23 protein-coding genes are annotated in these 26,902 nt (G+C 52.8%); 9 read left to right on the forward strand and 14 right to left on the reverse strand.

Going from position 1 to position 26,902, the window contains the following annotated elements; genetic code table 11:
- Positions 1 to 17 precede the first annotated feature (17 nt).
- The 3 genes from iscS to trmJ all read right to left on the reverse strand — a co-directional run bounded on the left by iscS (position 18) and on the right by trmJ (position 2,846).
- Entirely contained in the window at positions 18 to 1,232 is a 1,215-nt protein-coding gene (gene iscS / locus HV127_RS28820; protein ID WP_142513083.1) for a cysteine desulfurase, read from the reverse strand.
- Positions 1,233 to 1,410: 178 nt separating this feature from the next.
- The gene (gene iscR / locus HV127_RS28825) at positions 1,411 to 1,902 is read right to left on the reverse strand and encodes a Fe-S cluster assembly transcriptional regulator IscR (RefSeq protein WP_112215455.1); all 492 of its coding nucleotides are present in this window, start codon (positions 1,900 to 1,902) and stop codon (positions 1,411 to 1,413) included.
- Positions 1,903 to 2,108: 206 nt separating this feature from the next.
- Entirely contained in the window at positions 2,109 to 2,846 is a 738-nt protein-coding gene (gene trmJ, locus HV127_RS28830; RefSeq protein WP_182240411.1) for a tRNA (cytosine(32)/uridine(32)-2'-O)-methyltransferase TrmJ, read from the reverse strand.
- Positions 2,847 to 2,966: 120 nt separating this feature from the next.
- Here trmJ and suhB point away from each other — a divergent pair, with 120 nt between their 5' ends.
- Positions 2,967 to 3,770 carry an inositol-1-monophosphatase gene (gene suhB / locus HV127_RS28835; protein ID WP_182207554.1) on the forward strand — a complete coding sequence of 268 codons (804 nt, stop codon included), beginning with the start codon at positions 2,967 to 2,969 and terminating at the stop codon, positions 3,768 to 3,770.
- A 175-nt stretch (positions 3,771 to 3,945) separates the two neighbouring features.
- Positions 3,946 to 4,830 (forward strand): alpha/beta hydrolase, encoded by an 885-nt coding sequence (locus HV127_RS28840; RefSeq protein WP_182240413.1) that lies wholly within the window; start codon positions 3,946 to 3,948, stop codon positions 4,828 to 4,830.
- A gap of 56 nt (positions 4,831 to 4,886) precedes the next feature.
- Here HV127_RS28840 and HV127_RS28845 read toward each other — a convergent pair whose 3' ends face one another.
- Together HV127_RS28845 and HV127_RS28850 are read right to left on the reverse strand one after the other, a co-directional pair.
- The gene (locus HV127_RS28845) at positions 4,887 to 5,867 is read right to left on the reverse strand and encodes a nickel/cobalt transporter (RefSeq protein ID WP_182240415.1); all 981 of its coding nucleotides are present in this window, start codon (positions 5,865 to 5,867) and stop codon (positions 4,887 to 4,889) included.
- The gene (locus HV127_RS28850; RefSeq protein WP_182240417.1) at positions 5,858 to 6,496 is read right to left on the reverse strand and encodes a DUF1007 family protein; all 639 of its coding nucleotides are present in this window, start codon (positions 6,494 to 6,496) and stop codon (positions 5,858 to 5,860) included. Before HV127_RS28850 ends, HV127_RS28845 begins: the two co-directional genes overlap by 10 nt.
- Before the next feature lie 124 nt (positions 6,497 to 6,620).
- On the opposite strand from HV127_RS28850, the gene csiE reads away from it, so the two are divergent.
- Positions 6,621 to 7,898, forward strand: coding sequence for a stationary phase inducible protein CsiE (gene csiE / locus HV127_RS28855; protein WP_182240419.1), 1,278 nt, complete (start codon positions 6,621 to 6,623; stop codon positions 7,896 to 7,898).
- Here the strand turns inward: csiE and HV127_RS28860 are convergent.
- The 7 genes from HV127_RS28860 to HV127_RS28890 all read right to left on the reverse strand — a co-directional run bounded on the left by HV127_RS28860 (position 7,895) and on the right by HV127_RS28890 (position 18,069).
- The gene (locus tag HV127_RS28860) at positions 7,895 to 9,028 is read right to left on the reverse strand and encodes a 3-phenylpropionate MFS transporter (protein WP_182240421.1); all 1,134 of its coding nucleotides are present in this window, start codon (positions 9,026 to 9,028) and stop codon (positions 7,895 to 7,897) included. The two genes, csiE and HV127_RS28860, sit on opposite strands and share 4 nt — an antisense overlap.
- Before the next feature lie 91 nt (positions 9,029 to 9,119).
- Positions 9,120 to 10,001: an aldose 1-epimerase gene (locus tag HV127_RS28865; RefSeq protein ID WP_182240423.1), complete on the reverse strand. Its 882-nt coding sequence runs from the start codon at positions 9,999 to 10,001 to the stop codon at positions 9,120 to 9,122.
- 9 nt (positions 10,002 to 10,010) lie between these two features.
- Positions 10,011 to 11,072, reverse strand: coding sequence for a zinc-binding dehydrogenase (locus HV127_RS28870; protein WP_181485319.1), 1,062 nt, complete (start codon positions 11,070 to 11,072; stop codon positions 10,011 to 10,013).
- A gap of 17 nt (positions 11,073 to 11,089) precedes the next feature.
- Positions 11,090 to 12,088 carry an ABC transporter permease gene (locus HV127_RS28875; RefSeq protein ID WP_181485318.1) on the reverse strand — a complete coding sequence of 333 codons (999 nt, stop codon included), beginning with the start codon at positions 12,086 to 12,088 and terminating at the stop codon, positions 11,090 to 11,092.
- A 27-nt stretch (positions 12,089 to 12,115) separates the two neighbouring features.
- On the reverse strand, positions 12,116 to 13,630 hold the full coding sequence (locus HV127_RS28880) for a sugar ABC transporter ATP-binding protein (RefSeq protein ID WP_182240425.1): 1,515 nt from the start codon (positions 13,628 to 13,630) through the stop codon (positions 12,116 to 12,118).
- Positions 13,631 to 13,663: 33 nt separating this feature from the next.
- Positions 13,664 to 14,647: a substrate-binding domain-containing protein gene (locus HV127_RS28885; RefSeq protein WP_182240427.1), complete on the reverse strand. Its 984-nt coding sequence runs from the start codon at positions 14,645 to 14,647 to the stop codon at positions 13,664 to 13,666.
- A 140-nt stretch (positions 14,648 to 14,787) separates the two neighbouring features.
- Positions 14,788 to 18,069: a DUF5107 domain-containing protein gene (locus tag HV127_RS28890; protein ID WP_182240429.1), complete on the reverse strand. Its 3,282-nt coding sequence runs from the start codon at positions 18,067 to 18,069 to the stop codon at positions 14,788 to 14,790.
- A 115-nt stretch (positions 18,070 to 18,184) separates the two neighbouring features.
- Here HV127_RS28890 and HV127_RS28895 point away from each other — a divergent pair, with 115 nt between their 5' ends.
- A complete protein-coding gene (locus tag HV127_RS28895; RefSeq protein WP_181485314.1) occupies positions 18,185 to 19,378 on the forward strand; it encodes an ROK family transcriptional regulator in 1,194 nt (397 codons plus the stop codon).
- Between the two features lie 74 nt (positions 19,379 to 19,452).
- Entirely contained in the window at positions 19,453 to 19,875 is a 423-nt protein-coding gene (locus tag HV127_RS28900; RefSeq protein WP_112215502.1) for a DoxX family protein, read from the forward strand.
- Between the two features lie 59 nt (positions 19,876 to 19,934).
- On the opposite strand, the gene glyA is transcribed toward HV127_RS28900, so the two are convergent.
- Positions 19,935 to 21,188 (reverse strand): serine hydroxymethyltransferase, encoded by a 1,254-nt coding sequence (gene glyA, locus HV127_RS28905; protein WP_112215441.1) that lies wholly within the window; start codon positions 21,186 to 21,188, stop codon positions 19,935 to 19,937.
- Positions 21,189 to 21,513: 325 nt separating this feature from the next.
- On the opposite strand from glyA, the gene hmpA reads away from it, so the two are divergent.
- The gene (gene hmpA, locus HV127_RS28910) at positions 21,514 to 22,704 is read left to right on the forward strand and encodes an NO-inducible flavohemoprotein (protein ID WP_182240431.1); all 1,191 of its coding nucleotides are present in this window, start codon (positions 21,514 to 21,516) and stop codon (positions 22,702 to 22,704) included.
- 43 nt (positions 22,705 to 22,747) lie between these two features.
- On the opposite strand, the gene HV127_RS28915 is transcribed toward hmpA, so the two are convergent.
- Positions 22,748 to 23,752: a LacI family DNA-binding transcriptional regulator gene (locus HV127_RS28915; RefSeq protein WP_181485312.1), complete on the reverse strand. Its 1,005-nt coding sequence runs from the start codon at positions 23,750 to 23,752 to the stop codon at positions 22,748 to 22,750.
- 393 nt (positions 23,753 to 24,145) lie between these two features.
- Between HV127_RS28915 and HV127_RS28920 the strand changes: the two genes are divergently transcribed.
- The 3 genes from HV127_RS28920 to HV127_RS28930 are packed head-to-tail and all read left to right on the forward strand — an operon-like array spanning position 24,146 to position 26,866.
- On the forward strand, positions 24,146 to 24,652 hold the full coding sequence (locus tag HV127_RS28920; RefSeq protein ID WP_182240433.1) for an ureidoglycolate lyase: 507 nt from the start codon (positions 24,146 to 24,148) through the stop codon (positions 24,650 to 24,652).
- Positions 24,639 to 25,550, forward strand: coding sequence for a PfkB family carbohydrate kinase (locus tag HV127_RS28925; protein WP_182240435.1), 912 nt, complete (start codon positions 24,639 to 24,641; stop codon positions 25,548 to 25,550). Before HV127_RS28920 ends, HV127_RS28925 begins: the two co-directional genes overlap by 14 nt.
- Complete coding sequence (locus HV127_RS28930; protein ID WP_182240885.1) at positions 25,550 to 26,866, forward strand: MFS transporter; 1,317 nt, start codon at positions 25,550 to 25,552, stop codon at positions 26,864 to 26,866. The genes HV127_RS28925 and HV127_RS28930 overlap by 1 nt, the downstream gene beginning before the upstream one ends.
- The last annotated feature ends 36 nt before the right edge of the window (positions 26,867 to 26,902 follow it).

Genomic DNA, 26,902 nt, shown 5'->3' on the forward strand with positions numbered 1-26,902 from the left:
TCCTTATTGGTGCCGAATTAGTGATGTGACCATTCAATGCTGTTGATATCCACGCCCTGTTTGAACATTTCCCACAGCGGAGAAAGATCGCGCAGACGGCCGATAGAGTTACGAACCAGCTTGATGGTGTAGTCAATCTCTTCTTCGGTAGTGAAACGACCTAAAGAGAAACGAATGGAGCTGTGCGCCAGCTCGTCGGTCATGCCCAGTGCGCGCAGCACGTAGGATGGCTCAAGGCTTGCGGAAGTACAGGCTGAACCGGAGGAAACCGCCAGGTCTTTCAGCGCCATAATCAGCGACTCGCCTTCAACGTAGTTAAAGCTGACGTTGAGAATGTTCGGCGCGCCCTGCTCGAGGTCACCGTTGAGGTACACCTCTTCCATATCTTTCACGCCTTCCCACAGACGGTTACGCAGACCGCGCAGACGCGCCATCTCGGTTTCCATCTCTTCTTTCGCGATACGGTAAGCTTCACCCATACCGACGATCTGGTGGACAGGCAGAGTACCGGAACGCATGCCGCGCTCGTGACCGCCGCCGTGCATCTGCGCTTCGATACGGATACGCGGTTTGCGACGCACGTACAGCGCGCCGATGCCTTTCGGGCCGTAAATTTTGTGACCAGAGAAGGACATCAGGTCAACTTTCAGCTGGCTCAGATCGATAGGCAGTTTGCCCACGCTCTGAGTCGCGTCAACGTGATAGATGATACCGCGGGCGCGGCACAGTTCGCCGATGGTCGCGATATCCTGCACTACGCCGATTTCGTTGTTAACGTGCATGATGGAGACCAGAATGGTGTCATCACGCATCGCCGCTTCGAGTTCTTTCAGATCGATAATGCCGTTAGGCTGCGGAGCGAGGTAAGTCACTTCAAACCCTTCGCGCTCGAGCTGACGACAGGTGTCCAGTACGGCTTTGTGTTCGGTTTTGCTAGTGATGATGTGCTTGCCTTTTTTCTGATAAAAGTTGGCTGCACCTTTAATCGCCAGGTTGTCGGACTCAGTCGCACCGGAGGTAAAGACGATTTCACGCGGGTCAGCACCGACCAGATCGGCAATCTGATTACGGGCGATATCTACCGCCTCTTCAGCATGCCAGCCAAAACGGTGTGAACGGGAGGCCGGGTTACCAAAGTTTCCGTCCAGGGTTAAACACTGCATCATTTTCTCGGCAACACGCGGGTCCACCGGCGTGGTTGCGGAGTAATCGAGATAGATCGGTAATTTCATTGCTCTATAAACTCCGTACATCGCTTCAATGCAATGAACCAGGCTACCGGTTGGATGTACGACCGAGTAGACGGGATATCGAAACATCCCGGCCTGATTCGAAAATCTTTTTTATAATCTTTTCCCCTGCCTGTTTCAGCTTGCAGCCAGGTAGCCGCAAGATGAAACGAAGTGAGGACTACGCGCGCAGTTTAACGTCGATAGCGTCCTGAACACGGGTATTACGCTGGGATTCATGACTATGCTGACGACCGGAAACATCAAGGATTTCCTGGTTATTCACCAGTTCGCCCAGCGTGATGTTATTCAGAAAACTGGTCAGCCGCTCGCTCAGATCGCGCCACAGCGCGTGAGTGAGGCACTTATCGCCACCCTGGCAGCCGCCTTTACCCTGACAACGGGTGGCGTCAACGGATTCGTCTACTGCGCTGATAACTTCGCCAACCGCGATACTACCCGCTTCTTTACCTAACAGATAACCGCCGCCTGGGCCACGGACGCTGGATACCAGGCCGTTTTTGCGCAGGCGAGAGAACAGCTGTTCCAGATAGGAGAGCGAAATTCCCTGACGCTCTGAAATATCAGCCAACGGAACCGGACCCGATTCAGAGTTGAGCGCAACGTCAAGCATCGCGGTCACGGCATAACGCCCTTTAGATGTCAGTCTCATGTCTTACTTAACCTCAAACTCGCCCCTGCCCGGGCTTTTTATTAATATGGGTATTGCATAGCAAGGGCAAGTCTGACATTCCCGAGTAAATTGGTCAACTATTTACTTGACTGTTTTAGTCAAGTATTTGGCTTTCAGTGCCGTTATACCTCAACGCGGCCTGATGCCCTCACCCCGGCCCTCTCCCACAGGGAGAGGGTAAGAGATCACTCTTTATTCTTTTGCTGCTGCTCAATCGACGCCAGCATCCCGCGCAGGATGTTCAGCTCCTGGCTTTCCGGGCGCGCACGGGTAAACAAACGACGCAGCTTATTCATCACCTGTCCCGGATGATTGGCGCGGATAAAACCGGTCGCCAGCAGCGTCTGCTCGAGGTGGCCGTAGAAGCGCTCTAAATCATCCACCAGCGGGTACGGGGTCTCTTCGTGCTCAACGGCGGGTTCGTCTTGTTCCTGCGCCGCCAGCCAAGCCATACGCACTTCGTAGGAGATAACCTGCACCGCCATCGCCAGGTTCAGCGAGCTGTATTCCGGGTTCGCCGCAATCGCTACGTGGTAGTGGCATTTCTGTAACTCGTCGTTAGTCAGGCCAACGCGCTCGCGACCAAATACCAGCGCGACTGGCGCATGCTGTGCCTCAGAGACGCTTTTCAGGCCACATTCACGCGGGTCGAGCATCGGCCACGGCAGCGTGCGGGAGCGTGCGCTGGTACCGACCACCAGGCTACAGCCCGCCAGCGCTTCATCAAGGGTATCAACGATGTTTGCGTTGCCAATCACGTCGCTGGCACCGGCCGCCAGGGCGATGGCCTGGGAATCGGGTTTAACAAGCGGGTTGACCAGCCAGAGGTTGGTTAACCCCATGGTTTTCATTGCGCGGGCGACGGAGCCCATATTGCCGGTGTGTGAGGTTTCTACCAGTACGATTCGAATATTTTGCAGCATTATGGTTCTTCGGCTAAAGATTATTCATGCATGCTATCATAAAACGGAGACATAGGCAGATTTCACTGTTACTATATGCGCCGTTTTTTCCCGTTCTTTAACATCCAGTGAGAGAGACCGATGCATCCGATGCTGACCATCGCCGTGCGCGCAGCGCGCAAGGCGGGTAATTTAATTGCCAAACACTACGAAACCCCTGACTCCGTAGAAACCAGCCAGAAAGGCAGCAATGATTTTGTGACTAACGTCGATAAAGCCGCTGAAGCGATTATTATCGAAACCATTCGCAAATCTTACCCGCAGCACACCATCATCACCGAAGAAAGCGGTGAACACGAGGGTGAAGATAAGGATGTTCAATGGGTTATCGATCCACTGGATGGCACCACCAACTTCGTAAAACGTCTGCCACACTTCTCCGTATCCATCGCCGTACGCATTAAAGGCCGTACTGAAGTGGCTGTGGTTTACGATCCAATGCGTAACGAACTGTTCACCGCAACCCGCGGTCAGGGCGCACAGCTGAACGGCTACCGTCTGCGCGGCAGCAGCGCTCGCGATCTGGATGGCACCATCATCGCCACCGGCTTCCCGTTCAAAGCGAAGCAGCACGCAGCCTCTTACATGAATATCCTCGGCAACATGTTTACCGAATGTGCGGACTTCCGCCGTACCGGTTCCGCGGCTCTGGATCTGGCCTACGTTGCCGCAGGGCGCGTTGATGGCTACTTTGAAATCGCGCTGAAACCGTGGGATTTCGCGGCAGGCGAACTGATCGCCCGTGAAGCAGGCGCGATCGTTTGCGACTTTACCGGCGGCCATAACTATCTGATGTCCGGCAACATCGTTGCAGGCAACCCGCGCGTCGTAAAAGCCATGCTGGCGAATATGCGCGAACAGCTGAGCGAAGCGCTGAAGCGTTAATTCCTCTCAACGGGTAGGCGCACGCTTACCCGTTATTTTCCCTGTCCTTTTCTGAAATTGATCCCAGACGCTTTACTTTCGCATCTCCCTCTCACACGATTGTTCCTCGTTTATCAACGGATTGAACTGCGACTTTCCCACACGGCTGTTAGCGGGAAGCGGTAAGGAAACACTCATGACTTTTCCCGGCGGCAAGCGCGGCGCCAAGTACCTTTTCATCCTGTGTATTGCGGTGGTATGCGTTTATCTGCTGCCTCGCGTCGCCATCAATGCGTTTTACTATCCGGATAACAAAGTCTATGGCCCGGATCCCTGGCCTGCCGAATCCGTTACTTTTACCGCTAAAGATGGCACCCGCCTGCACGGCTGGTTTATTCCCTCAACCACCAGCCCCGCAGAGAACGCGGTAGCTACGGTGATACATGCCCATGGCAACGCGGGAAATATGTCGGCGCACTGGCCGTTAGTCGGCTGGCTACCGGAGCGCAATTACAATCTTTTCATGTTCGACTATCGCGGATTTGGTGAATCGCAAGGCACGCCTTCGCAGCAGGGCTTATATGACGATACGAAAAGCGCCATCAACTATGTGCGCCACCGCAGCGATGTGAACCCGCAACATCTGGTGCTGCTGGGGCAAAGCCTGGGGGGCAATAATATCCTTGCCGCGATTGGCTCCTGCATGGATTGCGTCAACAAACGTACAGCGGATCGCTCAGGCATCCGCGCCGTTATTCTCGACTCAACCTTTTCATCCTATTCGGCTATCGCCAATAAAATGATCCCTGGCAGCGGTTTTTTGCTCAATGACAGCTATAGCGCAGATCGTAATATCGCCTCAATCAGCCCTATTCCGGTGCTAATTATTCATGGTAAAGCGGACCACGTTATTCCCTGGGAACACAGCGAAAAACTCTACCAGTTGGCCGCTCAGCCGAAACAGGAAATCCTTATTCCGGATGGCGAGCATATTGATGCATTCTCCGAACGCCACGGCGAGCGCTACCGGGATGCGATGGTGAGCTTTATGCAAAACGCGCTGCAGGATGCTAAGAATTAAGCAAGGATGACACAATCACCCACCGATATTTTCAGATTTCAGCCCGGTAAAGCCGATTAAAATGGCCTTAACCCCCGCCCTACCGGCACCGCGCTGCTCCACATCACTACCGCCGCCGCCAGTAATATCACGCCGCCAGCAAGCGCCAGCGTTGCCCAGCCAACCTGCTTCCACAGCGCCGGAGCCTGCCTGGCGCTCAACCTGACCGCCAGTTGACGAAAACCGTGGACCAGCAGCGCCAGAGCGCTAATCGTCAGCGAAGTTCCCGCCGCCATCGCCAGCGCCGCCGCCATCCCCCAGCTAAATACGCCGATGACCTTACTGAACAGCAGCACCATAATCGCCCCTGAGCAGGGTCGCATCCCCATCGACAGAACAATCACCAGCCGCGCGCGCCAGTCGTCGCCGCTTTGCATCTGCTCCGGCCCCGGCATATGTTGATGCCCGCAGCCGCAGTTAGCATCATGTACATGGTGCGGGGTAAACGCGGTAAATTTCGGCCGTCGCAGCAGCGCCCGCAGCTTTTTCAGCGCCCGCCAGCACAGCAGCAATCCCAACGCACCGACCAGCAGGTAGCTCCCCTTCTCCAGCCAGAAGCTACTCTGATGCAGCTGCCTTGCCGGAAGCTGTAGCAACGTGAGCACCACCACTACCAGAGCGATAGCGACCATCCCCTGCAACAGTGAAGCCGCCAGGGTCAGGCCAATACTCGATTTCAGCTTCGAGGGATGGGTCGCCAGCCAGGTGGTAATCACCACCTTGCCGTGCCCCGGCCCCAGCGCGTGCAGAATACCGTAAGCAAAGCTAAACCCCAGCAGCGAGAGTCCCGCGGCGGACGGGTTCTCCGCCACCGCCTGCAGCAGACGGCTCAGTTCAAGATTTAATGCCCGCTGCCAGACGGTGCTTTGCAGCAGCACCTCAGGCCAGGCCCGCGATAGCCAGAAGCCCATGCCTGCGGCCAGCAGGATAAAAATCACCAGCGGCCACAGCTGACGCCATCTCGAGGAACGGCCGGTTCGAGCGAAAATTAGTGACATTGCAGCGTGACCTTTTGCACGAAGTAGTTCCCCAGTTCCATATCTTCCGGCGGCGCATCCGCTTTATCCAGCGACTGGGCGTAGGACAGCATTTTTTCATTGGGCTTCGGCGTCATGACTTTAGCCGCGCACGTCGCCTTTATCGCAACTGGCAGGGCGAAATCAGAATCTTTATCGTAATACATATCAACATAATAAGTGGGATCGTATGTCGAGAAGGTGAAGGTTTGCCCGGCCAGAGGCTGCGGCTTCGCCAACGGCAGAGTGAAGGTAAGTACCGCCTGAAGACCGCTACGCTCAAGCCCATAGCCGTCCGGCCGGTTATCAAATTTCACTCGCTGGCCGTTATGCCACAGCTCGCTAAAGTAGTGCTGACCCAGCACGTTCGCCATCACTTCCGCCGCCAGCTTTTTCCAGATTTCACTACCGGGTTTGGCATTACCAGCATCGTAAAGCAGGTCAGCGGAGGTGATTTCATCCATCGTCCAGCGCATTTTAAATCCGGTGAGCAGACCGTTTTCCGCCACGATCTGCGTTTGCAAACTGATGAAACTGTGCGGATGCGCCGCCGCTGATAGCGATAAAAACATGAAAAACGCCGCGCTGACGCATTGTTTCACTCTCTTCATCTGTTCCTCACGTGAAAAATTCTGTGAACCTCGCCAGCAATCCTGATGTAAAGACGCGGGACTGCCCTGCTCACCCTAAATACATTAACTACTCTTAACGAAAACCCTAACTGGAACTAACCGGATGATGACAGTGATTGAACCACCATCTGTGCTTTCCAGTCCACAGCGCCGTAGCCAGGTGCTCCTGATGTTTTATCTGCCAGGGCAAAGCGTGACGCCCGAATGGCTGGGTAGCCTCACTCAGGTTGATGAGGATACCGCCAGACAGGACATCGCGGAGACAGGACGCGAAATTCAGCGTTATCACCGCTTGACCCTTGCGTCACAGGCGGACGGCAGCTATCGGATGGAAGGTGCCGCGCTCGATCAACGCCTGTGTCTGCTGCAAGGCTTACGCCGCGGGCTGCGCTTGTGCCCGCATTTTATTAGCCATCATTTTACCCCGGCATTAAAAACGCAGCTTAAACAGCAAGGTATCGCACGTACGCTGTACGACGACACCAACCTTCAGGCGCTGGTTAACCGCTGCGCACGGACCATGAACCGCCAGTTTGATTGCCGCGATGTGCATTTTCTGCGTCTCTATTTACAGTATTGCCTGCTGCAACACCATCTCGGACAGACGCCCTCTTTTACCCTTGAGCAGCAGCGCTGGGCGCAAACCACCGCCGAGTTCTCTCTCGCCGAAGAGATTGTCCGCCACTGGCAGCGGCGGGTTGCCGCCTCACCGCATGCGGGGGAACAGCTGTTTCTGGCTCTGCTGTTTATGCTGATGAAAACGCCCGACCCGATCCGCGATGGTCATCAGCAGGACCGTCGCCTGCATCTGGCGATCTCGGGATTAATTCATCGCTTCCAGAACCTGGCAGGCCGCCCGTTTAGCGACGAGCAGGGGCTGAGCGATCAGCTCTATATCCACCTATCTCAGGCATTGCACCGCAGCGTGTTTGCTATCGGCATCGATAACGCGCTACCGGAGGAGATCGGCCGTCTTTATCCACGATTAATGCGCACGACTCAGACTGCGTTGGAAGATTTTGAAGCTGCCTGGCAGGTGCATTTTAGTCAGGATGAAGTCGGATTAATCGCGGTAATTTTCGGTGCATGGCTGATGCAAAAAGGCGACTTGCAGGAGAAACAGGTGGTCCTGCTCACCGATGATGATCCAGGTCTTGAACAGTCGCTGGAACAACAGCTGCGCGAGCTGACCCTGCTACCGCTCAATATTAAATATTTGAGCGTAAGGACTTTTCAGAAGGAGGGCGCGCCGAAGGGGATAACGCTTATCGTCACGCCCTATACCACGGCGCTGCCGCTGTTTTCGCCACCGCTGTTTCATGCTGAAGAGACGTTCAGCGATCACCAGCGGCAACAGATTTGCAAAATGCTGGAAGGCTAAGACACTGCTTTTGGCCGCAGCACCAGCGCCGGTAAAGCCACCAGTGCCATGACCCAGAACACGCCCTGGTGCAGGTGCTGATAGAGGAAACCGGAAAATACCGTCATGACCGCAATGCTGCCACCCATCGCCACGGCGGAGTAAACCGCCTGGAGACGGATTACTTCGCTACCCTGACGAGCGGCGATATAGCGCATCGCCGCCAGGTGGCACACCGTAAAGGTGCCGCAATGCAGGATTTGCGCGACGATAAGCCACGGCAGCGCCGTGGTCCAGCCCATGAGCGTCCAGCGGATCAGTCCGCACACCGCAGAAAGCAGCAGCAAATCGCGGGCGCTGAAGCGGCGGAAGACTTTTTTGCTCAGCGCGAAAATCACCACTTCCGCCACCACGCCCAGCGACCATAAATAGCCCACGGCAGAGGCCGAATACCCCGCCTCCTGCCAGTAGATAGCGCTAAAGCCATAGTAGGCGGCGTGCGCCCCCTGCAACAAACAGACGCAGGCGAGGAAGCGCCAGCTTTGCCGCACCAGCGTGAGCCAGGCCGACAGCCCCGCAGCTTCCTGCTGGCGGGATTCCCCCTGCGGCTGCACCGAGGGTTTAATCAGCATGCCGAGCAGCATTGAAGCGATACCAAGGCTGAGCATCACCAGAATCATCCGCGAGTCATACAGGCTGACCAGTTTACCGGTCAGCGCCGAGCCAATCACAAAGGCTATCGACCCCCACAGGCGCACGCGCCCGTAGTCCATCGTTATCTGTTTTTGCCAGGTATTCGCCAGCGCGTCGGTCAGCGGCACCAGCGGTGAGAAAAAGAGGTTAAAACCGACCATCACCACCATCAGCCAGGCCACGTGGTTTCCGGCCCAAAAGGCGATAGCGAAGAGAAGCGTCAGCAGCGCCAGAATACGCAGCGCCGAAATCAGCCGGGAGGGGTCGCTGACCCGTGGCGCAATCAGCAAGCTGCCAAGAAAACGCGCCACCAGTCCGGCGCCAAGCAGCATGCCGATCGTTTCCGGCGTCAGACCCTGCCCGGAGAGCCAGACGCTCCAGAATGGCAGGAAGATGCCGTAGCTAAAAAAATAGGTGAAATAACTAAGCGCCAGCCAGCGCGTGGAGTGCAAGACCATGATTTCCTCCCGAATGGAGGCGACAGTCTGGCGATAAAGCGGGGCGGGTGCAAGATGAAGTTATCCCTGCCCGTTTCCGGGCAGGTCAGGCTTAAAAAGAACGGATTTTCAGTACCATTTTTTGCCGCATGCTTTCACCACATAACAGCATGGTCAACTGACCAAAGGCCGGACGATGATGATCGTCCGGCGCATGGCTCATTGGCTCGAAACAGAAGAAATCAAACTCATAGCCCTTATCAAAGGCCGGATCGGAAACGAAAACAAAATAACAGGGTGCAGGAGGCTCAGTCGTCATAGAGAGCTGATAGCCAAGCCCTGGCTGTTGGATCATCGCTACACCATCCCAACCGGAGAAGCCATTATTCACCCAATGCTCAGGTAACGGTGCGGACTGATTGAAATCCAGCGCCTCCGGCAAACTCTCCTGATACTCCCCGGTTAGCCAGCCTTCTCTCTCAAGCCAGTAGCCGGTGGTATGCGCCTGTACCCGAGTTTCCGGCGACAGCGGAAAATAAGGGTGCCAGCCGAGACCAAACGGCAACGCATCGCCATCATTAGTTACTACCAACTCCACCTCAACCCCGCTTCCGCTTAAGGTAAAGATCTGCTGCACGGTGTAATGATAGATACCCTGGCGGTGGACATACTCTAACTTAAGCTGTGTGGGCGATTGCTCAACGCAGCACCAGATATTCAGCCAGCCGTCACCATGAAGGTAATGACTGTCCCATTCAACGTTGGGCTGTAGCTGATGCTCTCCTGCTGGCGATTGAAACCGATTACCGCTCACCCGATTACCAAACGGTACCAGCGGGAAGCATGAAGACTCCACCGCCACTCCGCTTTTCAGGCCGGGGCGCAGCACTGGGATCATTTTCCCCTGATGCTGCCACCATAGCCCCTCAATCGCGCCGCCCTGATCCGTAACCTGAAGCCGCAGATCTTCATTTTCCAGCGTATAAAGCGTCATCAGGCCTCCTTAATCGGGAAAGTTAACGACCACTTTGCCACACTTACCGCTCGCCATCAGCGCGTAAGCCTCCCCTACTTGATCAAGAGAAAAACGATGGGTAATGGCGCTATGTGGCCACAGCTTCCAGTCGGTCAGGTCGCGGGCGCATTTTTCCATATGGAACAGGCTGGTCACCCAGGAACCGATAATGCGTCGCTGGTGGTGCATCAGATCGGCGCTGACTTCAAACTCAACTTTTCCGGTTTCCCCGATGTAAACCACCCTTCCCCAATCCGCTGTAGACTGCAATGCCAACAAACGACCTGCCGCATTACCGGAACAATCCAGCGCCACATCTGCCCCTCCGTGAGTCAGTTCGGCAATCAGCGCCGGAAGATTCTCCGTTGTCGCCAGGAAACCATTATCCATCACACCCAGCTGCTTTGCCGTCGCCAGGCGATCCGGCAGCATATCCACGCCAATAACGCGTTTCGCACCGCGGCCTTTTGCCAGCATCATAGCCATCATGCCAACAGGCCCTAACCCGACAACCAGCACGTTGTCGCTTCCGGAAACTTCACCGCGCAGAATACCTTCGTACGCCGTCCCCACGCCGCAGCTAATAAACGCGCCGTCTTCATAGCTCAACGCATCCGGCAGATGAATCAGGTCTTTTTCTTCCGCCAACAAATACTCCGCGTGTCCACCATCGCGCTGCCAACCATAGGCCGCCTTGCCCTCTCCGGTACAGGAGATAGGAAAACCACGGCGACAGTTGGAGCAGAAACCACAGCCGGAAATATGGTAAACCAGCACCCGGTCACCCGCTTTAAAGTGGCGACACCCTGCGCCCGTCTCAACAATTTGCCCGCAAGGCTCATGACCATTAATAAAACCCTGATACAGTGGTTTGTCCGGTGCTGCAGCGGTGCCGCGATGTTGATGATAAATATAATGGACATCGCTACCGCAAATTCCTGAAGACTTCATTTTAATCAGGACCTGGTTAATCCCCGGCGTGGGTACAGGAACTTCCCGAAGTTCAACGGTTGAGTTTCCTGGTAAATAAGCAGCCAACATTGTTTTCATAATTCCCTCTATACAAATTAATGTTTAAGTTTACTGTTGCGTTGGGTCAGCAATATATTTGCCAGGACAGCCACCACAATAATTAATCCACGAACGACCTGCTGGAAGAATGAGTTAATTCCCAGAAGCACTAATCCATTACCAATAAGGGTGATAACCAGTACGCCTAATAAAGTGCCGAATAGCGAACCTCGCCCACCGGACAGTGCGGTTCCGCCGACCACCACGGCGGCAATAACGTCAAACTCCAGACCGTTTGCAGCACCCGCATTACCCGAGCCAAGCCGCGCCGCCAGGAGAATACCGGTAATCGCAGCCAGCAAGCCTGAAAGCGTAAAAATCAAAATACGCACTCGCTTGACGTTAATCCCGCAAAGTTGCGCTGCAGTAGCGTTGCCGCCAGTGGCAAAAACAGAGCGGCCAAAAGCGGTCTTACGACTGATAAAGACAAAGAGAACAAACAGAATTAGCATAATTAATGCCGATATTGGGATGCCAAAGAGCTGCCCACCAAGCCAGTCCAGTACTTCATTTTCATCGATGGGGACCGGCAGCGCGTTGGTCATGAATAATCCCATACCACGCAATGCGCTCCATAAACCTAACGTCGCGACAAAGCTAGGAACGCTGAATACGCCGCGCAAAACCCCGGCGAGCGTGCCCAACGCAGCGCCCAGTATTAACACCAGCAGGCAGGCAATGCTAAGCGGTACCTGAAACTGCAACAGGAAGGCCAGGCAGACAGAGATAAACGCCACCATTGGACCCACGCTGACATCAATCTCGCCGGAGATAATAATCAGCGTCATGGCCCATGCAGCAATACCAATCGTCGCAGCATCGCGCAGCACGTTCATTTGATTGTTTAAAGAAATAAATCCTGGTGCGTTAAAAGAAAAGACCAGATATAAGATAGCAATCACCACCAGCAGACCAATTTCATTAATATGGCGGCTGATGAACTGCTTGGGTGTGGCATTTTTGCCTTGCGGCAGCGTTAGTGATGAGGCAGACATCTTTTAATTCCTCAATAAACGTAATGACTAATGCGTGGATAAAATTGCCGACATTAATTCATCGACATTTACAGGGGCTAAAAGCTCGCGGGTAAACTCGCCGTTTTGCAGCAGCAAAATACGATCGCAGACTAAAGGCAGCTCTTCTATTTCACTGGAAATGAATATGACGCTTTTACCTTCGGCGGCCAGTTCCCGCACGATACGGTATATCTGCTGCTTGGCTTCGATATCGACTCCGCGCGTCGGCTCGTCAAGTAGCAAAATTTCGCTTTCAGCGTAAACCCAGCGACCAATCACCACTTTTTGCTGATTACCGCCCGATAATGTCCCAATTGCGGTCTCGGTATTTGCGGCTTTGACCGTCATGCGACTCATGACCGCCGCGGTCAACTCCTGAATCCGCTGCCAGTTCAATACGCCACGTCGGCTAACTTTGTGCCGGTTGGTCATCACCGTATTTTCATCCACGCCCAGCAGCGGAATAATTCCCGCCTCCTTACGGTTTTCCGGGGTATAACCCACGCCGCTCTTGAGCATCGCGGTATATTGCGGATGTGAAATGTTGGCACCATTCAGCGTGATTTTTCCATCAGCAAACGTTTCTAAGCCGATGATAGCCTTGAGTAACTCACTACGGCCCGAGCCCAGCAGTCCGGCAATACCCAGCACTTCACCACGGTGCAATGTAAAATTGATATTGTGAAGCTTGGGCGGATGACGCAACTGAGCTACCTGTAGAACCGGGGTTGTCAGCAGTTCTGCAGATTTCACGAGTGGAAGATCAACATGCTCCCTTCCCAGCATCAGCGATACGATTTCCTGCGTTGTCGTACTCTCCAGCGTGACATCGCCAGCAACCTGACCATCGCGCATAATCGTGGCGCATGAAGCAATGCGGCGGATCTCCTCCATGCGATGGCTGACATAAACCACGGCAACGCCCAGCGCAGACATTTGCTTCACCGCGTTGATCACCAGTTCGACCTCCGCATTCGCCAGTGAACTGGTCGGCTCATCAAGAATAACGACCTGCGGCTGACCTTTCATCACGCGAGCAATTTCAACAAGCTGCTTTTGCGCCGGGCTAAGCGTGTCGACCAGCGCATCCGCTGGGACGTCAACACCGAGCGCCGCCAACGCTTCCCTGGCCTGGCGGGCCATGATGCCCTGGTCAATCATGCCATTACGGCGCGGCCACTGGCCAAGGCAGAGATTCTCCGCAACCGTTAATCCTTCAACCAGGCTCAGCTCCTGATATACGGCTCTGACCCCTAACTCTGCTGCGCGCCGCGTCAGCGTTGCATCGTTACCCTCAAGCCGGGTTCCGTTCAACCAAATTTCGCCGCTATCCGGGCTTTCGCTGCCGGTCAACATGCGGATTAAAGTGGATTTTCCTGCACCATTCTTTCCCAATAGCGCCCGAACCTCACCTTTTGAGAGCGTAAAATCAACGTTATCCAGCGCCACAACCCCAGGGTAACGCTTATTCCCCCCGACGATCTTCGCAACCGGCGTCGACGTTTTTTCTATTACCGTCATGACATATCTACCTCAGTTAACTGATAGGGGTTATCAAGGCAGACCGTCGACGTGCGTAGCCAGCCACTGCTTACCGTCTTCAGATTTAACGTAGGTATCGATATCTACTGGAATAATTTTGTTGGCTGGCGGGGTTTTGTTAATGACATTCATGGTTTGCGCGAAAACGGCATTGCCCATTTTCTTGCCGGAAATATCCACGACGGCTTTCAGCACCTGATAGCTTTGCAGCTCCTGAGCGATCTCCGTCGTCATATCAGAGCCAAACACGGCGATCTTACCCACTTTACCCTGATTGCGAACCGCTTTGACGGCCCCCAGCGTCGCACCGCCAGACTCCCCCATAATGGCGTCGAGGTCAGAGGTGGAGATAATCAATTTCTCGCCAACTGAGATGGCTTTATCAAGAACAGTGCCTTCCTGATTCGCGACGATCTGCATATCCGGAACGCGTGCCTTCAGCGCCGCTTCAAAGCCTTTCCGCCGCTGTACGCATACTTCAAATGCTTCACAGTTGATGACCGCAATTTTCGGCGCGCTGATTTTATTGGCAATGAAATAATCGGCTGCGGCATCACCAAGTTTTTTACCGAACTCTAGCGGGTCGCCGACCAGATAGGCAGAGACATATTTATCTACGCCTTTCTCATTGATGCAGGTGTTGTAACAAATCACCGGAATACCGGCTTCACTGGCCCGGCGAACTGCACGGCTACTGCCGTTTTCTGAGACAGCGGAAAGAATGATGGCATCTACATTACGCGCAACCAGTGTATCGATAAATGAACTCTCTTTAGAGATATCGCCCTGGGCGTTGGTTTCAATCAGTTGGATTTTCGACTCGGTGCTTTTTGCTGAATCCTGAACGCCCTGCCGGACGCCTGCATAATAGCCCTGCGTATCAAGGTAGATGGCCCCAACGGTGATCTCTTTTTCTGCGCTAAAACCTGGGAATGAAATACTCAACAACGTTAACAGTAAACATGAAAAAAATGAGACTACTTTGTTTTTAGACATACGTGCCTCCTGTAGGGTCAGGCATTTATTGTTGTTTAATTCCGGCGGCAGATGGGGATGCCGCCGAACGATTTCACATATTCTAAACATCTCAGGAAAAGCGGCGGGTCAGGCCGCTCAAAGATTACAGTAAACACTCTTTAGTTAATGAGGTGCAGTACAAACGGCATTGCCTTTCGGAACAACGCTGCTTTTGCCCAAGCTGGATTCAGCATTTCTAGTTCGGAAAGCGCCTGTTCGTATTGCGATCCGCCCCCTAATCCTGCCGTTGCCAGAGTGCGCACAAACAGACACTTCTCCTGATGTTGTTTTTGGATATCGGCATATAACGCCAGCAGGTCCGGCTGGGATACCGCAAAGAAATCGGCCTCGATTTGCGCCGTTTCCATATGCTGAGCCCACTGCAACATTTCAGTAAAAAGCTTTTCACTGGCCAGGCGATCGCCGAGCATCCGCAGAGCTACGCCTTGCCAGAAGAGATAGTCCACCGGCTGATCGTTGTAATAGCTATGAATATTGATCGTCCGGTCACCCAACGCCGCCTTGTGGAAACATTCGACTGCGCGCTCTTCCATCCCCTGCTGTCTGGCGCAGACTCCCAGCCAAAACCAGATATCGTTATCGGTCTGTCCCGGCAGTCGCCCTTCGCTAAGGTTATCCGGATAGTGCAGTGCCGATAACAGCAGCGCTTCTGCCTGCTGCGGTTGTTGCTGGTGGATATGCTGCCAGGCACGCAAGAGTTGGTTGATAACAAACTGGCTGGTCACTTTTCCTTCACCGCCTTCCCAGGGGTGAAATTTACGCGAGGAGAGCACGCTGGCCGCCTGCTCAGTTTTCCCGGTAAGATGCCAAAGATGCAGCAACTCCGCGGTTAAATCGTCACGCTTCAACGCCGTCACGAGATGGGCTTCCAGCCGGGAAAGACGTTTGTCCGGCTCCGCAGCGGTCAACTTATCCAGCAGATCGCGTTCAAAAAGCAAACGAGCGTCTTCTGGCTGATGAGTACAGGCTTTATCCAGATACTCTGCCGCCAGTTCAGCATCACCTTGCTTATTCCATGCATGAATTGCCAGCCCTCGCCATGCATCGGCAAAATCAGGGGCCATTTCAACGCAGCGATGCCATAGATGAGTCGCTTTCTCGTAGTTACGGCGACTATAGTGGAAGCAGGCGAGCAGGTGCTGAGCAAAATAGCACTCGGTGATATTCTCCAGCGCCACCACTTCCACCAGCAAATTGGGGAAACGCACAAAGTCAGGAAATACCTCGCGAGCGCGATTTATCAGCGCAGTGCGCTCATTCCCCTCGCTCAGGCTGGCTTGTAAATAGAGCGGCAACGTTTTCTGACAGTTAAGCCTGGCCAGCACGGCCTTCGCCCGGTTGGCCATTCCCCAGCTCAGCAATAATCCGGCAGTTTGCAGGGCGTTAATATCCCGCGACTGGCAGACGCCAACCCATTGCGCGTAATCCGGCTCCGCTTCTGATAGCGTCGCCTTTATCCACCAGAGCGTGGGATTCAGAGGATAATCGCACAGCAGTTCCTCGACTTGCTGCTGTGCCTCGCGGCGACGCCCAGTGAGATGCAGTAACAAGGTTTCCAGAGACAGCACGTCCTGGTTAGTCGGGCACGCCAGCAGGCTTTGCCGACAGAAACTCAACGCATCGTCATAACGCTCGTTTCGCGTAGCCAGCCTGGCAAGCCCATAATATCCACCCGCTTTGCTGTTGCCGCTCCACACCGCACGCCAAAAATCCTCTTGTGCATCGTGCCATTGCTGTAGACGCTCTCTGGCACTGGCGCGGATCATGCTGGCCTGGCCGCACTGGGGGTTTTTATTCAATTGATGGGCACGCGCCAGCGCCCGAGTCGCATAATCGATAGTTCGTGGGTAGTCTGCGCGATTATATTCCAGCATCGCCAGCGCCAGGTTGCAGCGGTAATCCTGTGGATCCAGTTCAATGCCGCGAAGGTAATAGTCGAAAGGTGAACGGCTGGCGTGGTGATACTGCTCCAGGTGCTGACCAATAAACCACGCCTCATCGACGCTGTTTATCTCGCCCGCGGTTAACGGCGTTATCGCCACTTCTGGCAACGGTAATTCCTGCGGTTGATGCTCCTGATAACGCAAAACGCACTTGCCATGACTATCGAGCAATTCCATCGTCAGGCGAGCAGGATCGATACCGGCTAGCGCGCCCTGAACGGCGGTGCATGGCGTCAGCTCAATCATTTCATCCAGCAGCGGATGCGGATTGCCCTCTTCACGAAGGGTCAGGCGATGTGCGGTAAGGGGAGAAATGGCGTAGACCCCCCATGCAATGCCGCCGTCTTCGCGTTGCAGCTTAATCACCGCATCACGTGAAGCGTTCTGCACCATGCCCAGTGAATGGTAAGGCAGGAAATATTGCTCGAAGCGTTTTTCTTCAAACGGATCGAGCCAGGTAAAGTCAGGCTGGTTGTCGGCAAAAATACCGGTCATCAGTTCGATATATGGCCCGTTCTCATCGGTCAGATTTTTATCCCATGCCTGGCCGAATTCACTATAGCCCCAGCTCCACTGCTTTTTCCCCGGCGCAATGTGATGATCCGCGACGTGCAGTAGCCCGCCATTTTCATCATGGCACCAGGCGCCGACAAAATCGTACTCTGATTTTTCAGCCATGTAGGAGGTCGGGACCGGGACGTTCTTATAGCGTGAGATATCGACGCCAGCCGAGTAGTCCACCTTGTAATAAGTGCCGGTGGCGATCGGGAAGGCTGAAACCGCACGTTTGCCGTGATCGAATACTGCAGTCACATCCGGCGGGAATACGCTTTGATGCCCGTCGCCGCCTTTCACAGCCGGATTCGCCCACCATAAGAAATGGCGCGGGGTAGCATTGCTGTTGTAGACCCGGCTGCCAATTTCCAGCGCCGCACGCTCCGGGCGCAGCGTAAATCCGGTCATGACCTGCAGCCCATGCATCGGCTCTGTCTCGCCAACCCAAACGGTTTTTGAACCATCATCATTTTCGCTAATGGTAAAGTCCACCGGCATATAGGTCGTCGGACGATGGTGCTGCGGCCAGTTGAACTCTATTCCCCCTGAGATCCATGGACCAAGCAGTCCCACCAGAGCAGGTTTGATGACATCATTGTGATAAACGAAATCGCGCTGTCTGACCTTATCCCAGGCACGATGTACGCGGCCCCCTAATTGGGGCAGGATCATAACCTTGATATAGTCGTTTTCCAGCCATACGGCCTGCCAGGCCTTCAGCGTTTTATCCTCGCTCAGCGTATCCGTCACACCATAGGGATACACTGCCCCGGAAGACCCTTGATAAACCCGATTCTCCAGAAACATGGGGTGAGTATCCTGTGCCCCCGTTTCATAGGTTGGAATCTGTACCGTTTCCTGCCAAACGTTTACTGAACTCATAATGCCCTCAAAGTTAATAAGACATACTGAAGTGAAATAATGAGAGCAGTTTAATAGACAGAATCACGGCTTTTACGCACAATAATCACGCAATTCAGTTAACAAGGTTTAGTTTATGAAAGCCTGTATTAACAATCAGCAGATTCGTCATTACAACAAAGGCGTACTACTGGAATACCTGTATCGCAAGAAACGGGCTAGTAAATCGACACTCGCACGGCTGGCGCAAATCTCTATCCCTGCGGTCAGTAATATTCTCCAGGAGCTGGAGGAGGAAGGACGCGTCGTTAACGTACAGGACGATCGTCTGTCGCGCGGGCATAGCAGCGGAGCCTGGCTTATCGCACCCGATGGCGACTGGACCTTGTGCATGAACATCACGCCAACCAGCATCGAGTGTCAGCTTGGTAACGCCTGCCTGAGCGCGAAAGGTGATGTGGAATACCATGCCATTGATGCCCCTACCCCTCAGGCATTGTTGGCTGCCATTGAGAAATGCTGGCATCAGTTCCGTAAGCATTGGCCAAATCGCAAAATCAATCTGGCGCTGGCGGTTCATGGACAGGTTGATGCGGGAACGGGAGTCTCACAAACCATGCCGCAGGCTCCCTGGAAGCAGCCCGTGGAGATGAAATATCTGCTGGAGGAAAAGCTCAATGTGCGCGTCATGGTCGATAACGACTGCGTGATGCTGGCGCTGGCGGAAAAATGGCAAAACGACGGGCAGTACCGGGATTTTTGCGTGATCAACGTTGATTACGGTATTGGCTCCTCATTCGTTATCAACGACCAGGTCTGGCGCGGTAGCCTTTACGGCAGTGGACAAATCGGCCACACGATTATCAATCCTGATGGTGTGGCCTGCGACTGCGGGCGATACGGCTGCCTGGAGACCGTGGCCTCCCTCAGCGCCTTAAAAAAACAGGCAAGGATGTGGCTTAAAACACAGCCCGACCTCGCGGATAATCCGGAAGCGCTCACCATCGATGCCTTAATTGAAAAATGGCAGCAGGGTGATTCCCGGCTGCATACATGGGTTGAGGACTCGGCAAATGCCATCGGGCTTAGCCTCTACAACTTCCTCAATATATTAAATATAAACAATATCTTATTGTACGGTCGCAGCTGCGGCTTTGGCGAGGAATGGCTAAATACCATCATCAAACAAACTGGTTTCAATCCGTTTGATCACCGTGATGCCCCGCGAACCCGCGCTACTCAAATCGGCTTTGGCAAGCTGACCCGCGCACAGCAGCTAATGGGGATCGGTTATCTGTACGTTGAGGAGCAGTTACAAACGCTGCGTTAATCGCGAGCGGCGCGTGGCGGAGCGCAAAATTGTGTATTACGTTTAAATCACACATCTCTCATAACGAGCTGATTATGAACACACTACGCTATTTTGATTTTGGCTCTTCCCGCTCCCTGCTGCTGTTGATTGCCCGTATCGCGGTGGTGGTTCTGTTTATTCTTTTTGGCTACCCAAAACTGCTGGGCTTTAGCGGTACGGTGCAATATATGGCTTCATCCGGCGCGCCAATGCCGACGCTGGCGGCGATTATTGCCATCATTATGGAAGTCCCGGCGGCCATTTTGATTGTGCTGGGCTTTTTCACCCGACCGCTGGCGGTGCTGTTTATTTTTTATACCCTGGGCACGGCGGTTATTGGCCATCATTATTGGGATATGTCCGGCGATGCGGTCCTGCCGAATATGATTAACTTCTGGAAAAACGTCAGTATTGCCGGAGCCTTCCTTCTACTGGCGATAACCGGGCCTGGCGCTATTTCACTCGACCGGCGTTAATCCCCCAGACGCAAAAAAGGCCGCAATCGCGGCCTTTTTTCGCTTTAAACAACTCAGCGTTATGCGTAAACCGGGAAGCGTGCGCAGATATCCAGCACTTTACCCTTCACGCGCTCAATGACCGCTTCGTCATTGATGTTGTCCAGCACGTCGCACATCCAGCCAGCCAGTTCTTTCACTTCCGCTTCTTTAAAGCCGCGACGAGTGACCGCCGGAGAACCGATACGGATACCGGACGTCACGAACGGGCTCTTCGGATCGTTCGGTACGCTGTTTTTGTTGACGGTGATGTTGGCACGACCCAGCGCCGCGTCAGCTTCTTTACCGGTCAGGTTTTTGTCGACCAGATCCAGCAGGAACAGGTGGTTTTCAGTGCCGCCTGAAACCACTTTGTAGCCACGGTTCAGGAACACTTCCACCATCGCTTTGGCGTTTTTCGCAACCTGCTGCTGGTAGACTTTGAACTCTGGCTCCATCGCTTCTTTCAGCGCCACGGCTTTCGCCGCGATGACGTGCATCAGCGGGCCACCCTGAGCGCTTGGGAATACGGCTGAGTTCAGTTTTTTGTACAGCTCTTCGCTACCGCCTTTCGCCAGGATCAGGCCGCCGCGCGGACCCGCCAGGGTTTTGTGGGTAGTTGTGGTGACAACGTGAGCGTGCGGAACCGGGTTCGGGTAAACGTCAGCAGCAATAAGACCGGCAACGTGGGCCATATCAACGAACAGGTATGCGCCAATGCTGTCTGCGATTTCACGCATTTTTGCCCAGTCAACCACACCAGAGTATGCGGAGAAGCCGCCGATAATCATCTTCGGTTTGTGGGTCTGCGCCTGCTTCGCCATGTCCTCATAGTCAATTTTACCGGACTCATCGATGCCGTAAGGGATGATGTTGTACAGTTTACCGGAGAAGTTAACCGGGGAGCCGTGAGTCAGGTGACCACCCTGCGCCAGGTTCATACCCAGAACGGTATCGCCCGGTTGCAGCAGCGCGGTGTAGACCGCGAAGTTAGCCTGGGAACCGGAATGCGGCTGAACGTTAGCGTAGTCGGCGCCGAACAGCTCTTTTGCGCGGTCGATAGCCAGTTGTTCAACGATATCAACGTATTCGCAGCCGCCGTAGTAGCGCTTGCCCGGATATCCTTCAGCGTATTTGTTGGTCAGCTGAGAACCCTGTGCCTGCATAACACGCGGGCTGGTGTAGTTCTCGGAGGCGATCAGTTCGATGTGCTCTTCCTGACGTACTTTTTCCTGCTCCATAGCCTGCCACAGTTCGGCATCATAATCGGCAATGTTCATTTCACGCTTTAACATCCGCATCTCCTGACTCAGCTAACGATAAAATTTCGGCCTAAAAAGGCGGTCCAATCGGACAACGGCCCACAGTATAACTGAATCATTCTGTGATAACAGGTCTTGACAAATGATTTTACGCAAACGATTGGCTCCGCATTGCACAAGGCTTTGAGCAATAACGCTCTTGAGATTATCAACGGATTTCTTTTCAGGTTTGTGATGCAAATAATTCATGTTGTAACCACCTTACGGCAAAGTGTTAAAGAACCATTTACAAAGCAGGGTTATTTTTATAAGATGCATATAAAATACATCATTAAAATGACTATATAAGGAAGCTGCTATGCTCGACGCCCAAACCATCGCAACGGTGAAAGCCACCATTCCCCTGCTGGTTGAAACCGGTCCAAAGCTGACCGCCCATTTTTACGATCGCATGTTTACGCATAACCCTGAACTCAAAGAAATTTTTAACATGAGTAACCAGCGCAATGGCGATCAGCGTGAAGCACTGTTTAACGCGATTGCCGCCTATGCCAGTAATCTTGAGAACCTGCCCGCCCTGCTGCCGGCGGTCGAGAAAATTGCTCAGAAGCATACCAGCTTCCAGATCCAACCAGAGCAGTACAACATTGTCGGTACCCATCTGCTGGCCACCCTGGACGAAATGTTCAATCCAGGCCAGGAAGTGCTGGACGCCTGGGGCAAAGCTTACGGCGTGTTGGCCAACGTCTTTATCAATCGTGAAGCGGAAATCTACAGCGAAAGCGCCAGCAAAACCGGCGGCTGGGAAGGGACTCGCGCGTTCCGCATCGTGAAGAAAACCCCGCGCAGCGCACTCATCACCAGCTTTGAATTTGAACCTGTCGACGGCAGTGCCGTAGCTGAATATCAGCCAGGCCAATATCTGGCGGTCTGGCTGAAGCCGGAAGGTTTTCCGCATCAGGAAATCCGTCAGTACTCCCTGACCCGCAAGCCTGATGGCAAGGGTTACCGCATTGCGGTGAAACGTGAAGATGGCGGTCAGGTGTCGAGCTGGCTGCATAACTCAGCCAAAGAAGGGGATGTGATTTATCTGGCGGCACCAGCAGGTGATTTCTTCCTCAACGTCGCCCCGCAAACGCCAGTCACGCTGATCTCCGGCGGCGTCGGCCAAACGCCGATGCTGGCGATGCTGGATGTTCTGGCGAAAGCGCAGCATCCGGCCCAGGTTAACTGGTTCCATGCGGCAGAAAACGGTGACGTTCACGCCTTTGCAGACGAGGTAAATGCGCTGGGGGTAAGCCTGCCGAAATTTGCTTCTCACATCTGGTACCGCAGCCCGAACGAAGCAGACCGCCAGGCGGCACAGTTTAATAGCGAAGGTTTGATGGATTTATCGGTACTGGCCGACAAGCTCAGCGACCCGCAGATGCAGTTTTATCTGTGCGGCCCGGTGGCGTTTATGCAGTTTGCCGCGAAGCAGTTGGTTGAGCTGGGCGTAAACAGCGAGAACATTCATTACGAGTGCTTCGGCCCGCATAAGGTGCTGTAAGCCACTTTAGATGACGGGCCGGGAAACCGGCCTGTCAACGTCGCTACCCTACTTTCGCTACCGACTGTCTGACGATCAGGTCTGCGGTCAGGCGCTTAACGCTCTTGGTTCTCTTTTCTTTGTTTTCAATTTTAGAAATCAACAATTTGGCTGCGGTCAGACCCAGTTGATATGCAGGCTGCTTAATGACCGTCAATGGTGTCGGGAAAAAGCTTGCCCACCTGGGGTCATCAAACATCAGAAAAGAGATATCTTCCGGAACCGCCAGACCGCATTTATAAATAGCAGAAATAACCCCTTCACCAATAAAATCGTTAGCCGCAATAATGGCGGAAGGTCTGTTTTTACCCGTCAGAAAATTGATAACCTCACTGCTGGTTCTGGACTGTAACTTATCCGTGTCTTTAACCAACAAAACGTCGTGGGTAATATTTGAATCGGCTTCAGCTATTGCGCTTTTAAACCCACTCAAGCGCTCATCAAATGTAGTAATCGCTAAATCACCGGTGCAGTAGAGTATGTTTCTGTGTCCCTGGCTGATGAGATAGTTGGTTGCGAGCTTCATGCTTTCATGGTTGCTAATCAACACCTGGTCGCTTGAATCGAGGCCGGACAGGCGGTCAACTTCAACGATCGGCAGATGCGCCAGGGGTCTGATGTTATTTATCGATTGATGCGTCGGGACAATGATAAGCCCCTGAAGCATATTGCTTTTTAGCAAATCGATAAGTTCCCGCTCGGTATTTTCATCTTCTGAGGAAGTGCCAAAAATCACGGTATAGCCATTATCAATTGCCACTTTCTGGATAGCAGTGATGATTTCACCGTGAAATAAGTTAGTGATATCGGAAACGATCACGCCAATCGTTTTCGACTCACCGCTGCGCAGTTTTCTGGCTATAACGTTAACCTCATACCCTACTTCCTGCGCGGCGAGTAACACTTTTTCTCGGGTCTCTTTGGTCACCAGCCCCGAATCGCGCAATGCTCTTGAAACAGTAGAGTTAGATAAATTAAGTTTTTTAGCGATATCTGCAATGCTTGCCATATTTCTCTCTTAAGACGATCCGTCGTTCTTTTCACCCATTGACCCTGGAGCCTAAGCCAGGCCATTCACGTATTCTGGCACGCCCCTTGAGTCCTGACATCCAATTAAACCCTTTAGCTATTCAACAGGTTACTTCACATACCTGTTTTCTGGCAATTCCTGTCGCCCTGAACGGAGAAAGCTCTCACCTGGATGACGATCGCAATCTGTGATCGTTCTCTCTTTTTGATCTTCTCTCGCCAGGCTAGAATGCCCACAAATGACAACGTTGTCATTTTAAAACAAAAGCCAAAAACAAAGAATAAATCACGTAAAAACAATCAGATAGCACAGTAGAAGTGACAATTTAAAAACATTAAAAGACAACGTTTTCATTAATCAGGAGTATTGAAAATGCTAACCATCCCATTGATCGAAGCCACAGCAGAAAACCTGGCCCCTTACGCCAAACTCATCGGTTTACCGGCAAATAGAACCCCCTCTGTTGACCGTACCGATATCACTTACTTTCACGATGTCTGCGATGCCAATGACTTCACCGAAATACCGGTCGCCAGCTTCCTGAAAGCGAAACCGCACCCCTTCACGCTTGCCAAAATTGAACGCCATATGCAGACCGAAGAGGCCGTTATCCCCTTGACCGGCGAGAGCGTAATCGTCCTCGGGCCAGTGGGTGAATTTGATATCAACAAACTGGTCGCCATCCATCTTGATGGCTCTTACGGCATTATCATGCGCCGCAACGCCTGGCACTTTGCCCCGTATCCTCTACATGGAGAAAACGCTACTTATATGCTGTTGTCAGGCCGCCACACGCCTGACGATATCGAAGTGCTGGATATTGATACGGTGATTGTGCCCGAGGTGAAAAAGGGGGAGTACACCAATGCTCCATGTTAAACCTTCATGCCTGTTAGCCTGTGAAATCCTCTGGGACTGCGTTGAAGGCCACCCTCCTCAACAGGGTGGAGCAACCCTTAACGTGGCTTATCATCTGCAAAAATTAGGCTGCAGAACGGTCCCGGTATCCAGCGTGGGTAGCGACAAGCTCGGCAACCAGTCGCTCAGCATCATTAAAAATGACTGGCGCTGCGATGTCAGCGAAATCAAGGTCCTTAAGGATGTGGGAACGGGGATTGTGGATGTCAAAATTGATGCAGCAGGCGATGCCTCCTATGACATTCATACTCCCGCCGCCTGGGACTACATTAGCATCAGCCACAATGCGGAAAACCTCGCCAGCAGCGCCTTTGTTTACGGGTCTGTCGCTTTGCGTAGCACGTTCAACCAGAAATCCTTTGCTGATTTTCTGCAAATATATCAGGGGCTAAAGTGTTTTGACGTTAACTTACGCGAAGGACAAAATGATATTCAGATTGTTGGTGAGTTTTTACAGCGAGCGGATTTCATTAAGTTAAACGAAAGTGAACTGGACAAGATTGCCCGTCATTTCAATATTGTGGCTGAAAAAATCGAAGAGCAGATATACGCGCTGGTGGACATTATTGGCGACAATATTATCTGTATCACCCGAGGGGATAAACACCCGGTTCTCTACCGGGAAGGACATATTTACTCAGGACAAGCTATCCGGGTAAACGTTAAAAACACTATCGGTGCCGGTGACGCATTCTTCGCAGCGATGATCAATGCCTTAATTAATCCGCAATTTGAACCCATCGCGGCGCTATATAAGGCATCAGCATTGGGATCATGGGTTGCCACTAAAGAAGGCGCTCAGCCGGAATATGATAACGACATTATAGAAAAACTTTTTAACGACCAGGCGGTGCTGTGATGAAAAAAACAGGATTGTTCGTTTCTCCAGATGGTAATAACCAATTCAAGATATTTTGCATCATCTCTATGCTGTTTCTTGTTCTTGGATTCAGCACCGGCATGATCGATATCCTTAATAAACACTTTCAAAACACGCTAGAGATCACCAAAGCGAAGTCTGCGCTTATTCAGTTCGCGAACTATATTAGCTATTTCTTCGTCGCTATTCCGGCGGGGATCCTGGCACAGCGCTATGGCTATAAATCCGGCATTGTTATCGGACTCGTGCTGATTATGTGCGGTACCAGTACGTTTATGCTGGCGACGGTGCATGGTGAGTATATGTTCTTTCTTACCGGTATTTTCATCCTCGCGGCTGGGCTGACCTTTATCGAAACCATTGCCAACCCTTACGTCATTGTCCTCGGGAATAAAGACGGCGGAGCGGCAAGGCTGAACATATCGCAATCCATCGCGGGTCTGGGCCTAATCTTTGGCCCACTGATTGGCGGCCATTTTGTCCTTTCCGCGACCGGGGAAGTTTCTAAGACTAACGACGGGTTATTCATACCCTATCTGGGGATTTTCCTCGCGGTGACCCTGATTCTATTGGTCTTCTTCAGAACCAAAATCCCCGAAGTTGTACCTGAAGCAGATGAGCGAATCAACGCGAGCGAGAAACCCTTTTGGCAGCTACCGCATTTTATTTTCGCCGTCATTGCCCAGTTCTTATATGTCGCCGGGCAGACGGGCATCTTCAGTTTCTTTATCAACTACGTTGTCGAACACTCACCGGCCATGACGCTGAGTCTCGCCAGCATGCTGCCTTCGACATGGACCTGGAACGCGGGAAGTTTCTACCAAATTACCGAACGCGGCGCGTCGCAGATCCTGGCCTTCGGTGGATTCGGGCTCTTTATGATTGGTCGCCTGACCGGAGGAATGCTGCTGAGTAAAATTAAAACTCAGGTTGTTCTTTCAACGTTTGCCCTAATCAACGCCGTGCTGATGGTCATTATCATTTACTCAGATGGTTATCTGGCGACCATTTCTTTAGTACTTAGTTTTTATTTTATGTCGATCATGTTCCCGGCTATTTTCTCACTCGGTATTGCGGGCCTTGGCGGACAAACTAAAAAAGCCTCTTCAATTATTGTTATGTCTATCGTGGGTGGTGCCGTTATGCCGATGATCATGGGGGCTATTGCCGACCATTACGATATGGCTACCGGATTTATTATGCCGCTAATCTGCTTTGTGTTCATTTTATTTTATGCCTTAACCTGGACCAGGTTATATCGTGGACAACATGTTGAAATCGCGACCACTCACTAATTAGTAAAATAAAATTTTTTTTAATTAATCAGGAAT

Origin of the sequence: Klebsiella sp. RHBSTW-00215 (assembly GCF_014103785.1) — a bacterium.
Lineage (GTDB): Bacteria > Pseudomonadota > Gammaproteobacteria > Enterobacterales > Enterobacteriaceae > Klebsiella.

Bases quoted from the DNA above. Each gene is read 5' to 3' on its own strand.
- iscS (WP_142513083.1), bottom strand. From the start codon at position 1,232: ATGAAATTACCGATCTATCTCGATTACTCCGCAACCACGCCGGTGGAC.
- iscR (WP_112215455.1), bottom strand. From the start codon at position 1,902: ATGAGACTGACATCTAAAGGGCGTTATGCCGTGACCGCGATGCTTGAC.
- trmJ (WP_182240411.1), bottom strand. From the start codon at position 2,846: ATGCTGCAAAATATTCGAATCGTACTGGTAGAAACCTCACACACCGGC.
- suhB (WP_182207554.1), top strand. From the start codon at position 2,967: ATGCATCCGATGCTGACCATCGCCGTGCGCGCAGCGCGCAAGGCGGGT.
- HV127_RS28840 (WP_182240413.1), top strand. From the start codon at position 3,946: ATGACTTTTCCCGGCGGCAAGCGCGGCGCCAAGTACCTTTTCATCCTG.
- HV127_RS28845 (WP_182240415.1), bottom strand. From the start codon at position 5,867: ATGTCACTAATTTTCGCTCGAACCGGCCGTTCCTCGAGATGGCGTCAG.
- HV127_RS28850 (WP_182240417.1), bottom strand. From the start codon at position 6,496: ATGAAGAGAGTGAAACAATGCGTCAGCGCGGCGTTTTTCATGTTTTTA.
- csiE (WP_182240419.1), top strand. From the start codon at position 6,621: ATGATGACAGTGATTGAACCACCATCTGTGCTTTCCAGTCCACAGCGC.
- HV127_RS28860 (WP_182240421.1), bottom strand. From the start codon at position 9,028: ATGGTCTTGCACTCCACGCGCTGGCTGGCGCTTAGTTATTTCACCTAT.
- HV127_RS28865 (WP_182240423.1), bottom strand. From the start codon at position 10,001: ATGACGCTTTATACGCTGGAAAATGAAGATCTGCGGCTTCAGGTTACG.
- HV127_RS28870 (WP_181485319.1), bottom strand. From the start codon at position 11,072: ATGAAAACAATGTTGGCTGCTTATTTACCAGGAAACTCAACCGTTGAA.
- HV127_RS28875 (WP_181485318.1), bottom strand. From the start codon at position 12,088: ATGTCTGCCTCATCACTAACGCTGCCGCAAGGCAAAAATGCCACACCC.
- HV127_RS28880 (WP_182240425.1), bottom strand. From the start codon at position 13,630: ATGACGGTAATAGAAAAAACGTCGACGCCGGTTGCGAAGATCGTCGGG.
- HV127_RS28885 (WP_182240427.1), bottom strand. From the start codon at position 14,647: ATGTCTAAAAACAAAGTAGTCTCATTTTTTTCATGTTTACTGTTAACG.
- HV127_RS28890 (WP_182240429.1), bottom strand. From the start codon at position 18,069: ATGAGTTCAGTAAACGTTTGGCAGGAAACGGTACAGATTCCAACCTAT.
- HV127_RS28895 (WP_181485314.1), top strand. From the start codon at position 18,185: ATGAAAGCCTGTATTAACAATCAGCAGATTCGTCATTACAACAAAGGC.
- HV127_RS28900 (WP_112215502.1), top strand. From the start codon at position 19,453: ATGAACACACTACGCTATTTTGATTTTGGCTCTTCCCGCTCCCTGCTG.
- glyA (WP_112215441.1), bottom strand. From the start codon at position 21,188: ATGTTAAAGCGTGAAATGAACATTGCCGATTATGATGCCGAACTGTGG.
- hmpA (WP_182240431.1), top strand. From the start codon at position 21,514: ATGCTCGACGCCCAAACCATCGCAACGGTGAAAGCCACCATTCCCCTG.
- HV127_RS28915 (WP_181485312.1), bottom strand. From the start codon at position 23,752: ATGGCAAGCATTGCAGATATCGCTAAAAAACTTAATTTATCTAACTCT.
- HV127_RS28920 (WP_182240433.1), top strand. From the start codon at position 24,146: ATGCTAACCATCCCATTGATCGAAGCCACAGCAGAAAACCTGGCCCCT.
- HV127_RS28925 (WP_182240435.1), top strand. From the start codon at position 24,639: ATGCTCCATGTTAAACCTTCATGCCTGTTAGCCTGTGAAATCCTCTGG.
- HV127_RS28930 (WP_182240885.1), top strand. From the start codon at position 25,550: ATGAAAAAAACAGGATTGTTCGTTTCTCCAGATGGTAATAACCAATTC.